This is a genomic window from Vibrio sp. C8 (assembly GCF_054051265.1).
This window is the reverse complement of the sequence record NZ_JBPAOE010000022.1, coordinates 298,158-311,284: the sequence shown is the minus strand read 5'-3', so window position 1 is coordinate 311,284 and position 13,127 is coordinate 298,158. Positions and strand designations below refer to the sequence as shown.

General features: G+C 45.0%; 10 protein-coding genes. 3 read left to right on the top strand and 7 right to left on the bottom strand.

Annotation, left to right across the window (positions count from 1 at the left end; genetic code table 11):
• Positions 1-25: 25 nt before the first annotated feature.
• Both nhaD and ACRQQK_RS12730 read right to left on the bottom strand, forming a co-directional pair.
• Complete coding sequence (nhaD, locus tag ACRQQK_RS12735) at positions 26-1,477, bottom strand: sodium:proton antiporter NhaD (RefSeq protein ID WP_457512374.1); 1,452 nt, start codon at positions 1,475-1,477, stop codon at positions 26-28.
• A gap of 236 nt (positions 1,478-1,713) precedes the next feature.
• On the bottom strand, positions 1,714-3,120 hold the full coding sequence (locus ACRQQK_RS12730; protein WP_457511930.1) for an anion permease: 1,407 nt from the start codon (positions 3,118-3,120) through the stop codon (positions 1,714-1,716).
• 256 nt (positions 3,121-3,376) lie between these two features.
• Here ACRQQK_RS12730 and ACRQQK_RS12725 point away from each other — a divergent pair, with 256 nt between their 5' ends.
• The gene (locus ACRQQK_RS12725; protein WP_457511928.1) at positions 3,377-4,969 is read left to right on the top strand and encodes an ATP-binding protein; all 1,593 of its coding nucleotides are present in this window, start codon (positions 3,377-3,379) and stop codon (positions 4,967-4,969) included.
• Positions 4,963-5,640, top strand: coding sequence for a response regulator (locus ACRQQK_RS12720; RefSeq protein ID WP_457511926.1), 678 nt, complete (start codon positions 4,963-4,965; stop codon positions 5,638-5,640). Before ACRQQK_RS12725 ends, ACRQQK_RS12720 begins: the two co-directional genes overlap by 7 nt.
• An 89-nt stretch (positions 5,641-5,729) precedes the next feature.
• Here the strand turns inward: ACRQQK_RS12720 and ACRQQK_RS12715 are convergent, their stop codons facing one another.
• From ACRQQK_RS12715 to slyA, 5 genes are all read right to left on the bottom strand, one after another.
• Positions 5,730-7,025, bottom strand: a complete 1,296-nt coding sequence (locus ACRQQK_RS12715) for a dicarboxylate/amino acid:cation symporter (RefSeq protein ID WP_457511924.1) — start codon at positions 7,023-7,025, stop codon at positions 5,730-5,732.
• Between the two features lie 390 nt (positions 7,026-7,415).
• Entirely contained in the window at positions 7,416-8,729 is a 1,314-nt protein-coding gene (locus ACRQQK_RS12710; protein WP_457511922.1) for an alpha/beta fold hydrolase, read from the bottom strand.
• Between the two features lie 320 nt (positions 8,730-9,049).
• Positions 9,050-10,093 (bottom strand): DUF2955 domain-containing protein, encoded by a 1,044-nt coding sequence (locus ACRQQK_RS12705; protein ID WP_457511920.1) that lies wholly within the window; start codon positions 10,091-10,093, stop codon positions 9,050-9,052.
• Positions 10,094-10,105: 12 nt separating this feature from the next.
• Positions 10,106-11,164, bottom strand: coding sequence for an HlyD family secretion protein (locus ACRQQK_RS12700; protein WP_457511918.1), 1,059 nt, complete (start codon positions 11,162-11,164; stop codon positions 10,106-10,108).
• Positions 11,165-11,181: 17 nt separating this feature from the next.
• The gene (gene slyA / locus ACRQQK_RS12695; protein WP_457511916.1) at positions 11,182-11,655 is read right to left on the bottom strand and encodes a transcriptional regulator SlyA; all 474 of its coding nucleotides are present in this window, start codon (positions 11,653-11,655) and stop codon (positions 11,182-11,184) included.
• Positions 11,656-11,893: 238 nt separating this feature from the next.
• On the opposite strand from slyA, the gene ACRQQK_RS12690 reads away from it, so the two are divergent.
• On the top strand, positions 11,894-13,102 hold the full coding sequence (locus ACRQQK_RS12690) for a cation:proton antiporter (RefSeq protein ID WP_457511914.1): 1,209 nt from the start codon (positions 11,894-11,896) through the stop codon (positions 13,100-13,102).
• Positions 13,103-13,127 lie beyond the last annotated feature (25 nt).

Sequence of the window (13,127 nt, the reverse complement as noted above, 5' to 3'; positions counted from 1 at the left end):
GCAACAGCGAAGCTCTTTCATTCGTTTAGAAAAAAATATTAAACAGCGAATGGTTAAGCATAAGATGCAAAGCAATACTCGCAATATAACCTAAGATGATGACAGGTGCCCATTTCAGATGACCAAAGAAGGTATATTGTCCATGGGCCGCCCCCATCAGAGCCACGCCAGCCGCAGAGCCAATAGAGAGCAAGCTACCACCAACACCGGCGGTTAACGTCACTAATAACCAGTTCCCCAGTGACATATAAGGCTCCATCGAAAGCACAGCGAACATCACTGGGATGTTATCTATGATCGAAGAGAGAACACCGACAGTGATATTGGCCCACATAGGGTCCCACTGGGTATAAATAACTTCTGAAATCATGGTGAGATAGCCTAATAGACTCAAGCCGCCGACACACATGACGACCCCGTAGAAAAACAACAGCGTATCCCATTCTGCTTGTGAAATTCGTCTAAACACATCAAAAGGTACTACAGAACCAATTCGTTTGAGTGCTGTTTCGTCGTTGTTGGCGATAGCTTTAGCGGTTTTCTTCGCCAGTGAACCTGCCAACGTCTTACGCAAGAAATAGCCGAAAAATTGCAGGTAAGCTAAACCCATCATCATCCCCATCACTGGTGGGAAGTGGAACAAACTGTGGAAGCTGACTGCTGTGGCAATGGTAAGAACGAACAACAGTATGATGCGTCTTGCTCCCCGTTTTAACTCAACATGTTCATTGACGGTGTCGGGTGTCTCTTTAGGGACGAAGAAAGACATGATTAACGCTGGAACCATATAGTTGACGATTGAAGGCAGAAACAGATTTAAGAATTGAGAAAAATTGACGTGTCCTGCCTGCCACACCATTAATGTGGTGATATCGCCAAAAGGGCTGAATGCGCCGCCAGCGTTTGCAGCGACAACAATGTTGATGCAAGCGATATTGATAAATTGTCGATGATTTCCTCCGACTTTCAAAACTACGGCGCACATGAGCAGTGCGGTAGTTAAGTTATCGGCAATGGGGGAGATAAAAAAGGCCAGCAAGCCTGTTATCCAGAATAGTGTTCGATAGTTGAACCCTTTGCTGACCATCCAAGCCTTCAACGCATCGAAAAGCCGACGTTCTTCCATTGCACTGATGTAAGTCATTGCGACTAAAAGGAACAACAATAGCTCTGCGTACTCTAAAAGATTGTATTCGAGTGCTTCACGCGCGATCTCTGTCGCCCCTTGTTGCTGATAAACATAACCAATCATTGCCCAAATCAGACCCGCGGCAAGTAACACAGGCTTAGATTTCCTGAGCTTTAAATACTCTTCAAGCGTGACGAGAACATAAGCAAACACGAAGATAATGACAGCCGCATAGCCAAAATAGGAGTGGGTCAAATTCAAACCATGATTCGCTCCACCAGAAGCCATGCTTGAAGCAGAGAATAAAAGTGTGAAAAGGGCAAATAGCCAATGGGGCAAGCAACGCATTCTTTTCATTATGGATCCTCGCACTTTTTACAGCGTTGATGAAATGTTATGCCTCAGTGTAGAAAGGATTGTATGGCTAGAATGTGAACTCAGTAGATTCTGTTTATAGAGATGCTTAATTAATAACCGGAGTGTGAAGTTGGGCAAATATTGATGGAATTCAGTGACGTGATAATGAAACAGCCCATCGGAGGATGGGCTGATAGTCATTGTCAGTTTAGCTGGTAAATCGGGGTTTACCACATGCCTAAAATTTTCCACCATGCGCCGCCGACAACGAAGAAGATCGGGATAACGATAAGTGAGAACACAAAACCAATCTTCCACCAGTTTTGCAGTGAGTGGTAACCAGCACCAAACAGAATTGGCGCAGGGCCAGAAGAGTAGTGGGTAGTAGACATGTAAAGGTTACTGAAAATACCCAGAACAATAGCCGCCAGCATTGGTGGAGCACCTGCTGAAATAGCAATGGCTAGGAATGCGGAATACATCGCGCTGATGTGTGCCATTGCACTCGCCATTAAATAGTGGCTGTAGTAGTAAACCAGCAGCAGAATTGCGATGGTGGTTACCCATCCAAAACCAGACAGAGAGCTGCTTACGTAATCGCCAAACCATTTGATAAAACCAAGGCTGTTAAGTTGCGCTGCCATCATTACCAACACGGCAAACCAAGTAATGGTATGCCACGCTTCTTTTTCACCAAGAACTGCATCCCACGTGATGGTGCGAGTGATGAGTAAGAATACTAAGCCTAATAGTGCCGTTACCGTTGCGTGTAAACCTAAAGTTGGACCAAGAACCCAAAGAGTAACCATGCCTAGGAAAGTAATGCCGACCATCCATTCAGCACGGCTCATGGCACCCATATCAGCAAGATGCTGTTTTGCCAATGCGCGCATTTCTGGTGTTTTCTTCAGCTCTGGTGGGAACACGTAGTACATCACCAGAGGAATCAAGAATAGACATAATGCACTAGGAACGATAGCCGCTAACGCCCATCCACCCCATGTAATTTCAACGCCTTGTTCCTTAGCAAAGTTTGCAGCGAGTGGGTTACCTGCCATCGACGTTAGGAACATTGCACAGGTGATTGCGTTGCATTGGAAGATACATTGAACAAGGAATGCACCAATTTTGTTCTCAGTTCCTTTTTCAGGGTCAGAGTCATAAGCCGCTGCAACAGAACGGAAAAGTGGAGAGATGATGCCGCCGCAACGCGCTGTGGTACTTGGTGTCGCTGGTGCGAAAAGAAGATCCGTCAGGACTAAACCGTAAGCGAGACCCAGCGAGTTGTGGCCCAGTTTAGAGATAAACCAGTAACCAACACGGCGTCCAAAACCTGTACTGATGAAGCCTCGTGAGATGAAGAACGCTGCCGCAATCATCCAAATTGTTGGGTTGGCAAATCCGCTGAGCGCGGTTTTAATCGGTAGAACACCTAAAACGGTACAAGCGACCAGTCCGATTATAGCCATCGCACCTAAGGGTAGTGGTGCCAGTATTAGACTAAGAACGGTTATGACGAAAATAACCATCATTTGCCATGCGTTATCTGTTAAGCCATCTGGTACGGGAACGAACCATAAAATGACGCCGAGTAATGCTAGTAATAGCAATCTTGAGTTAGCTGAAGAAACCATAATTACCTCCTAAGTTTTCGCTATATATATCGCTTCAACAGAGGCATTTACTGTGTAAAATCAATTTCTAGTCATTCGTTTTTTGGTTAACTTCCAACCTGGGTGTTGGTTCTGGTCTGCCTTGTAAATTATTTGAAATTAGGCGTTTTAAATTCATAAAAACCATTAACTTCATTGCGGTGAGATTGCTCACATTTCTTATTTCAGGCTAATACGCATATTTGGCATTTGTTTCAGCGTCTAAGTGGAAAATACTATGACAGTACGTTTTATCTCGGACACATTTACTAAGCATTTATTCTGGTTGTTAAGTGCTGCGTTGTTGCTTGTCGCAACTGGCTGGTGGATTTACAGTGCCTATCAACTGCAAGACGTGCTGACTCGCCAAATTTCGCTCCGTGCGCAAGTTCAATCGCAGCAGCTGGCCAAAATGCCGAGTTTAATTGCAGCCGTTGAACATAACGATTCTCATCAGGTCAGTGCGCTTATTCAGGCGTTTGATTCAGTAAGCGATGCTGATTTCATCACGGTGAGCAATCAACAGGGGATTCGATTGGCTCATCCTGTATCTGAACGTGTTGGCTTACCGGTTACTGGTGGCGATATTGATGATGCGTTACTGCACGGCAAGTCTTATCTTTCCTATGCTTCTGGTTCATTGGGGCCTTCTGTCCGTTACATTTCTCCAATTTTTAATGCTGATCAGCAGGTTGTCGGCATGATCAAAGTTGGATACTTGCTGAATACACTGGAGATGTGGAACAGCAAGCGTCTAGCGGGATTATTGATGTTCGGTCTGTTTATTATCGTAGTTTCTATTGGCTTAGCGGTACGTTTCTCTACTTACGTGAAGCAGAACATGCAGCATATGGAGCCGTGGGAGTTAAAACAGACACTGGTGACGCAACAAGGGGTATTGCAAGCGACTCACGAAGGTTTACTTGCAGTGAATAGTGCTGGTCGGGTCTATGTCGCTAATGATTCTGCCAAGAAGCTGCTCGGTATTAACCAGAAAATGTTGACGGCTAACATTGATGACTGGGTGGATGATAGCGCTTTGTTTGCTTTATCTGGTGAAGACTTTCTCGATAAACTGGTGCGGATCAACGGTCAAAATTGCGTAATGACCCGTGTAACCATCCCTATGTCTCGCAGTGGCGAGCAAGGCGCGGTATTTAGTCTCCGTGCGTCAGAAGAGCTGCAAGCATTATCTGAAACCCTCAGTCAGGTTGGGCAATATATTGAGAGCTTAAGAGTGACTCGCCATGAGTATCAGAACAAGCTTTCTATTCTTGCTGGACTATTACAACTTGGTCAGTATGAGCAAGCGCTGAATGTGGTGTTAAACCAGTCAAGAGCGGACCAACAAGGGCTTGATCAACTTAAATCGTTTGCTCAGTTTCCTCAGCTTTCCGCCTTGTTGTTGGCAAAATTAATCAAAGCAAAAGAGCGCAAGATAGAGCTATTGTTGCCAAATGACGAACATTGGCAGCAGATGCCAGGCAAACTGACTCAGGATCAGCTTTGTTCCGTGGTGGGTAATTTGTTAGATAACAGCATGGACGCCTTGCAGGGACAAAACAACGGCAGAATCGAGTTGGGAATGTGGCAGTCGTCGCTTGAGTTTGGTTTGTCTGTCACAAACAATGGCACTGAGATTACACAACCTCTGGATGATCTAACCACATTAGGTTACACCACCAAATCAGATTCAAAAGAACACGGAATCGGGCTTTATTTAACACAATCCATCATCGAAGCTGCCAATGGACATATGGAGTTGGACAGTGACGCTGAAGCCACATCATTTACTTTGTATTTTCCCAAGAATAAGGAGGTTGAATGCTGAAAGTCATGATCGTTGAAGATGACAGTGAGATCGCAGCATTACATGCCCATTTTATTGCTAAAGAGCCTTCACTGAAACTCGTTGGGATTGCCGTTTCATTTGGTATGGCAAGGGAGATGATGGAAATAGCCAAGCCAGATTTGGTTATCGTTGATAATTATCTGCCTGACGGACGAGGTGTCGATTTGGTTTATGAATGGCTCAAGCTAGAGCACAAACCAGAGTGTATTTTAATTACCGCAGCCAATGATGCTCAAACGGTCAACTTAGCGCATCGCTATGGAGCGTTCGATTACTTAGTCAAACCGGTCGATTACCAGCGTTTATCACTGAGCTTGAACAAATTTATTCAGGTGCGCCAGCATTTATCTCAAGCCAATAAATTACATCAGAGTGAGTTGGATAGCTTGTTTTATCAAGCGCCAGCTACCCCTGAGGCAAACAACAGTACGGACGAGTTTACTCTGAAGCAGGTTGTTGCTCAGTTTGCTCATGCTCATGTGGAACAAACCGCCAGCAGTGTTGCGGAAATGATGAACATCAGTAAAAGTACGGCCCGACGCTATCTTGATAAAGCGGTTGATCGTGGAGAACTGACGGCATTTTTGGAGCATGGCAAAGTGGGTAGACCAACACGGGTCTATTGCCGACCTATTGGCATAAAGAAGTAATTAGATTCAAAAATTAATTGGCATAAGAATAACCAATAAAAAAGCCCCAAGTGCGAGAGCAACTTGGGGCTTTCTAGATTCACTTCAGCTTATCTATGAAGATGAACTTCTTCTTCTTTTTCGCCTGCATGTGGGTCGTTAAATCTTGCTACATCGAGTGCATTTTCAGATTTCGCTACGATACAGCTAACACAACAGTCGCCAGTGATGTTTACCGCAGTACGGATCATATCCAGCAGACGGTCAACACCCATGATCAGAGCAATACCTTCCAGTGGTAGACCAACTTGGTTCAGAACCATTGCCAGCATAACCAGACCAACACCCGGAACACCCGCTGTACCGATAGAAGCCAGTGTTGCCGTCAGGATAACGGTTAGGTAATCACCCATAGTCAGGTCGATGTTGAACGCTTGAGCGATAAATGCTGTCGCGACACCTTGCATGATTGCCGTACCGTCCATGTTGACCGTTGCACCTAGCGGAATTGTGAAAGATGCCACTTTGTTATCAACACCTAGTCGGTATTTTGCTGTTTCCATCGTCACTGGAATGGTTGCGTTAGATGATGCTGTTGAGAAGGCAAACATCACTGCGTCTTCCATTTTCTTCAGGAAAGTAATTGGGCTTAAACCTGAAAAACTCTTTAGCATCACACTGTAGGTGACTAGTCCGTGGATCAGCAGCGCTGCTGAAAGTACGAGGAAATACTCAGCTAGGTTTACAATGGCACCTAAACCAAGACCGGTAAACAGCTTCGCCATAAGGAAGAACACGCCGTATGGGGCGATGTTCATCAGCAAAGCGACTAGCTTCATGATCACTTCATTCAGATCATTGAACATGGCTGCCACTCGCTCACCAGCTTCACCCGCGGCACTAATAGCAATACCAAACAATACTGCAAATACGATGATTTGCAGGGTTTTGCCTTCAGCCATCGAGCTAATTGGGTTGGTCGGGAACATATCAATGATCACTTTACCCAATGACGGTGCTTCAGTTGCTGCAAAGGTGCTTGCAGCCGTCAGATCAGCTCCAGCGCCTGGTTGGAATACCGTACCCATGAACAGGGCAAGTGTAATAGCGACTGCGGTAGTGATGATATAAAACGCGAGCGTTTTACCACCCATGCGACCAAGTGTAGTGATGTCTTTTAGAGAGCTTGTGCCACAGACCAGTGATACGAACACTAGTGGAACTACAAGCATTTTTAAGCTGGCGATAAAGATTTTTCCACCAACTTCGAACAGTCCGTTGACGATGTAGGCGTCGACGAATGTATTGCCTTCAAACAAGGCTCGAATAATGAATCCGGTTAAAATACCAGCAACCATACCGATGATAACTCGGCTGGTTAAGGATAACGGCTTCTTGGTATCCATTGAGAACACTCCTTATAGTTATGCACTTCGATAATCATTTCGAAGAGGGCGGCAGGGTATCAGCCGAAACGTGAAATCAAAAATCGAAAAGCGGAGTGAAATTTGCGAGTGTGATTAAGATCACTTTATGAGCGGTTGAAATTACCATAAATTAACATTTTTTTAGAATTTAGAAACAATATCGCTTGAATTTTAAGCATAAAATGCAGATTTCGTGAAATATATGCAATATGTTGTGTTGTATCTGGTTATTTAATTGACGCTTAGATCGCGTTGTTGGCAATTGAGTGGAGTATAAGATCCAGGGTAACTGCATGAGGAAAATTCACGTTTTAGGATGTGTGCAGGTAAAGAGTCAAGCGAACAAAAGTTCACTTGACTGTATAGAGACTAAAGAAGCGGTAGGTTAACGTTGGCAGCGGTTTGCTCACCGATTTTTATTAGCGTATCTAATATGTGTTCACCATCTGCACGCAGACCATTGTGCTCATATTGATTGGTGATCCACGCTTTGCTGTTTGGAATATGATTGAGTGTTTCGCGGCTAATATCCATCTCAACAAACATATCATCGGCATACACAGTACAGCTCACTGGCACGGAGTTGTTTGCAAGAACTTCCGCATCATATAGGTTCACCCAGTCTTCTTTTTCTGCTAATAGTTGAGCGGCTTCTTTCAGTGGCTTCAAGTTGGTGTAGCTATCAAACATCCAAGGGAAAACCATTTCGCCAGTAAAGAGGAAAGGTTGCCCACTTTGATAATTGAACTGTGGGAACTCTTGTCTGACTCTATGCGCAGACCAAAGAGAGGCAAACCCCTGACAGTAAATAGACTCATGCAATATTGCATAAATAGGATTGGTCTGAAAATTCTGCTCCATCATCATTGCTTGCAGAAATTCGTAACGCAGTGTCTCTTTGCCTTCAACCGTTATAAAGGCATTTTCCAATGTGAAGTAGGTAGGAATGAAGCTATCACTAACACCAAAGTTGATGCCGATTTGCTGGAACTGCTCAACGGTAAAACGCTGACCTGTGGGTAGCATAACTTCATGGGTTAACAAGTGATCGGCAATGCGTTGGCATAGCTCTTGTGCTCTAGGAAATTGAGCAAAGAATGCTGCGTTTTTGTCCTGAGTTCGCTGATAAGTTGCGCGATAAACATCGTCCGCATGGCGCGAAATCGAAGGCACACCACCAGTGATGTATGATCGCAGCAAACTTTCTGGAAAGAGCGATAGATAAGTTAACGAACAGAAACCGCCGAAGCTTTGACCTAGAATCGCCCACTTATCCACGTTCCATTGCTTACGAATAAACTCAGCATCGCGAACAATATTATCTGCCCTGAAATGGCTGAGATATTGCGCTTGTTTCTGAGCTGTCATACTTGCCAGTGTCTGATGGTTAATGACACTGCTGTTTCCTGTGCCGCGTTGATCCAGAAGAAGAATGCGAAATTGCTGTAATGCACGTTTCATCCAGCCGCTGGTGGCTGTTGCTCTCGGAGAGGGGAAGCCTGGGCCACCCTGAAAATAAACAAGCCACGGCTTGTGCTGATCATCACCGCGAGCGGATGTCACTGAGCGAGCAAACACTTCGATGGTTTGTTGGTCAGGATACTGGTAATCAAGCGGAACAGAGAATGTATGCGGAGTGTAGAGAACTCCGTTATCGATAAAGCGATGAGCGTGTAGAGACATGGTTGATGATTTATCCTTTGGATTTGTTTTTGCGCACCTTAACACAACTCCATCATCGGCATAACTGCTCACAGATACAATTCGTATCTATACTCTTCCTACTTGAAGCTGCAGCGGTGTTGGCTACGTTCGTTCACCCCAATCACATAGTTATCTATGCTCATGGGGATTTACTCACTTGCCGCCTACCTGCAACTTCAAGTAGTTTGGGTATATTAATGAATATTGTTCAATTAGCACCAGCCTAAAAATAGCGCCTTAGGCAGCAGCCTGTATTAGCGGCGCTATTGTGAAAGATTGAACAGTTGTTATGGGTGGAACTACGCCATCTCGAGGCTGAATCGGGTCGACTCAAAACGGTTGAGCAGGCGATGAACAAAGTAGGTCACTAGCAGTGTCACCACAATCGCAAACAGAATGCTACTTACACGGTAAAGGGCACTGTAAACCAGATCACCACCCGGAGTCAGATATTGGCCGAACAAGATTCCAAGTGTTGTTAAGCCGCCAAATCCGGCCCCCGAACCGCTCGACTCTTTCACGTGCATATAGCTGAAGATCATAGAGCCGATCCAAAGAATCGGCACAACAAACAATAGTAAATCTGACCAGTCATACAACAGAATTTGCCCAAGCAAACCGAATGTCACACCCATTAATGTTCCCATCGCACGTTTACGCGCATAACCCATAGCACCGTTCCAGTTCATAGGGAAAAGCAGCAGTACCGTCGTGGCTTGAGCAGACAAGGAATCACTTAGGTTAAATACTTGAAACACAATAAATGACAGCGTTGCTATGCTTGCCCCCATGATAGCTTCATGGCGCATACGGTGACTTTTCTTGGCTTCCAATGGTCTTGGTGGTGGCTCTCTCGGCTCAACATCTGGAATAAAGAATGTCATTAAATAGGCGATAGCCACGGAAATAACACTCGCCAGTAAGTTGGTAAATACAAGGTTGTTGATGTCTGTTGTTGGGTAACTGGCAAAATGCAGCATGATACTCAAACTGATGACGCTATTTGCACCAAACAAAAACAAGCTGCCTTTTGACATACAGGCAAATTTCATCAGAAATAAGCCAAATACAATCAATGTCATCATGCCCGGATGACCACCAAACAGCCCTCCTAGGATGCCTATTTCTAATCCACATACAACGGCGGCGGCAATTAACTGGCGAGCAGCGTGAGCATTCATTACTGGCACCATTCCAAGCAGAAGCATTGGCGTAACCGTGAAGAACACACCATTGTCCCAACCGAACAGTTTACTGATGGTGAAGCCGAGGGTTGCACCAGTGGCAATACGCAGACACTGTCTGAGATCATTCGCAGACAATGGGTGATCCCATAATCTCATGCTACCCCCTAATTAATAGATGTAGTGAAGAGCACTAAGGAAGCGAATCTGCGCTTTAGCCAGCCACGAGAATAGTGAGTTTTCAGGAATGAGCTGAACCGTTGCACGAGCGCCGGATGGAAGATGATCAACCAACTGGCTATCAATCGCGAGGTGAACACGCATGCGTTGTGCATCACGAACCCATCGGTTCGATGTGGTCGGTGTTGCCAGGCTACCATCAGCGGCGAACTGTCCCGCACTCACACCAGCATCCAGCGTACTGAGTTGAGCTTCGAATACTTGTCCCGGCTTACTGTCAAAGGCAATTAAAGCTCGGCTGTTAGACGAAAAATGACGCAAGCTTTTCTCACGAAAATCGGCAATTACATCCACTTCATCCGCAACTAGCGCTACAAGGGGGCTGCCCGCGTTTGCGTAAGTACCATTTTCTAACTGCAAGTTGGCGACAACACCATCGTGTTCAGCTACAACGCGAGTATAAGAAAGGTTCAGTTTTGCTTTATCTAGCTGGTTTTGTGCAACGCGAATATTCACGTTGTTGTTGTCCATGTCTCCACGGCTAACTTGCAACTGTTTTAGTCGAGCTTGCGCAGCGGCAACGTTAGCTTGAGCGGCAACCGCAGCACTTTGTGCATCATCTTTTAATTTTTGTGAAGTGCCGTTGCGAAGGAAAAGAGTGTTAAGACGGCTTGCTTCACGGCGTTTTTGTTCTGCGACGATAACGCTGGCTTTCACGTCTGCTTGAGCTGCAGAGATGGAAGCGTCGAGTTGTTCGTTATTTTGCATTACTTGTTTTAGGTTCAGTTCTGCCTGTTCAACCGCTAATTGGTAAGAGGTTGGATCGATATCAAACAGTACATCGCCTTTGTTTACGGCTTGGTTGTTTTCCACATAAACATTGGCAATTTTACCGCTGACTTGAGGGGCAATTTTTGTGACGACGCGGGTCGCCATGGCTTGAGGTGTCAAAGGCATCGCTAAATCCGCAATAAGGAAATAGGCGAATACAAAGACAAACCCGAAGCAGGAATATTTTATCCAGCGAGCGAATTTTTGATCTGGTGTCATGATGTAAAACTTCTCTTTTATTCTAAGGTTTCTGACTTTTTACTAAGTGCGTCAAGCGCGCTATGTGAGACTCTGTCGAGTATCGATGAAAGCATTTTTATCTCTTCATCACTGATGTTGTTCAGCAGTTGGCTACGAACTTCGACGATTTTTTCTTCCATCTGTTTGAGCAGTGATATTCCATCTTCGGTCAGTCGTACGATTCGAGCGCGTTTATCACTTTTACAGCTGTAGCGAGTGATGAGAGATTGCTCTTCTAGTTGATTTAAGGTGCGCATTAACGATGGCAATTCAATTTCAAGCGCTTCAGCAAGACATTTCTGACTTACGTTGTCGCCCAGACGTCTCAGTTTCCATAGCGCCGTCCAACGCGGGTGCGTAAGACCAAGTGGCGCCAATTCGCGATCAGCCACCATTTTCCACAGGCGTGAAACGCGAGCTAACTGTTCAGCGAGAGACAATTCTTTGAGGCTTGTAATGTCATGTACCATGATTAACTCTTATTTACTTAGCGTGCTAAGTAATATAATTTGGTTAGCATGCTAAGTAAATGCTTGTGAGTTAAATCACATAAATTTTTATTAGGGTCGTGAACAAGATTGGTGAGAAAAATCGATTAAAATTGGTCAGGGAGAAATGAAATTATCTTCTATTGTTAAAGGGTTACGGTATTCTTGAATTCAATCAGCACTAATCCAAGCGGATTCAACTCCCAAAAGGCGCAGGCTTGTGGAAGAACACATCATTATCCTTGTAATCGCTCTAGTGATTCTCAGCTATGGTTACATTTCTAATTTTCTGGCTCGCTATGATATTTCCGGACCAATGGTATTTACCGGACTCGGTCTACTGTTTTCTCCGCTCGGATTGAACTTTGCGCAGCTTAATATCGATGCCAATATGGTCACGGTACTGGTCGAAATCGCTTTAGTCTTGGTGCTGTTTAGTGATGCGGCATTATTGGATCTCGGCCTTTTAAAGCAATCATGGAAAATCCCTGCGAGACTGCTTTTTATCGGTCTGCCCATCACGGTTGTTGCAGGAACCATCGCTGGAAAAATCCTTTTCCCGCAAATGCCATTTTTGGATTTACTGTTGCTGGCTTTGATTCTTACGCCAACCGATGCAGCACTGGGAAAAGCAGTTGTTTCCGATCCTATCGTTCCTAAAACCGTGCGTTCTACCATCAATGTTGAAAGTGGATTAAATGACGGTATTATTTTCCCTGTCTTGATTACGGTAGTCGCAGCGATAAGCGCTGGCATTCACCATGAACCTCAAGGTAACTGGATGATTTACGTTGCTGAGCAGATTGTGTTTGGTGGTCTGGCTGGCGCGGCGATTGGCTACTTAGGTGCAAAAGCTCAAATGAAGTGTTTGCAGAAAGGGTGGATGGTGGAAACCTATCGCAACTTGGTGCCGATCGCCTTAGCTATTCTCTCTTACTACAGTGCCGAGGTGGTTTCTGGCAATGGCTTTATCGCTGCGTTTTTTGCTGGCTTATATGCTGGAAATACCAATCAAGGTGTTCGCGAGCATATTGAAGATTTTGCCGAGAGTGAGGGTGAGCTTTTGGTGTTGATCAGCTTCTTTGTGTTTGGTTTTGCCTTTGTGCCTATCACTTGGGACTACATTTCAGCACCCGTGATTGTTTACGCTTTACTAAGTTTGACTGTATTGCGAATGCTGCCTGTGATTCTTTGTTTGCTAGGAAGTAAACTTGATTTCTCAACCATGAGCTTTATTGCTTGGTTTGGTCCCAGAGGTATTGCCTCTATATTGTATGCTCTGCTGGTCGCTCATGAATTCGGTTCTATTCAAGGTTATGAGCAGTTGTTCGCCGTTGTGACTTTAACGGTATTGATGAGCATTTTTGCCCACGGTTTTTCTGCTCAGCCGTTGGCGAATTTGTATAGTAAACACATCCAAAAGCCATAGTTGCATTTCAAACAAAGCGGCATGT

Coding starts and splice junctions, on each gene's coding strand:
- ACRQQK_RS12700 (WP_457511918.1), bottom strand. CDS start 11,164: ATGACACCAGATCAAAAATTCGCTCGCTGGATAAAATATTCCTGCTTC.
- nhaD (WP_457512374.1), bottom strand. CDS start 1,477: ATGCGTTGCTTGCCCCATTGGCTATTTGCCCTTTTCACACTTTTATTC.
- ACRQQK_RS12725 (WP_457511928.1), top strand. CDS start 3,377: ATGACAGTACGTTTTATCTCGGACACATTTACTAAGCATTTATTCTGG.
- slyA (WP_457511916.1), bottom strand. CDS start 11,655: ATGGTACATGACATTACAAGCCTCAAAGAATTGTCTCTCGCTGAACAG.
- ACRQQK_RS12730 (WP_457511930.1), bottom strand. CDS start 3,120: ATGGTTTCTTCAGCTAACTCAAGATTGCTATTACTAGCATTACTCGGC.
- ACRQQK_RS12710 (WP_457511922.1), bottom strand. CDS start 8,729: ATGTCTCTACACGCTCATCGCTTTATCGATAACGGAGTTCTCTACACT.
- ACRQQK_RS12705 (WP_457511920.1), bottom strand. CDS start 10,093: ATGAGATTATGGGATCACCCATTGTCTGCGAATGATCTCAGACAGTGT.
- ACRQQK_RS12720 (WP_457511926.1), top strand. CDS start 4,963: ATGCTGAAAGTCATGATCGTTGAAGATGACAGTGAGATCGCAGCATTA.
- ACRQQK_RS12715 (WP_457511924.1), bottom strand. CDS start 7,025: ATGGATACCAAGAAGCCGTTATCCTTAACCAGCCGAGTTATCATCGGT.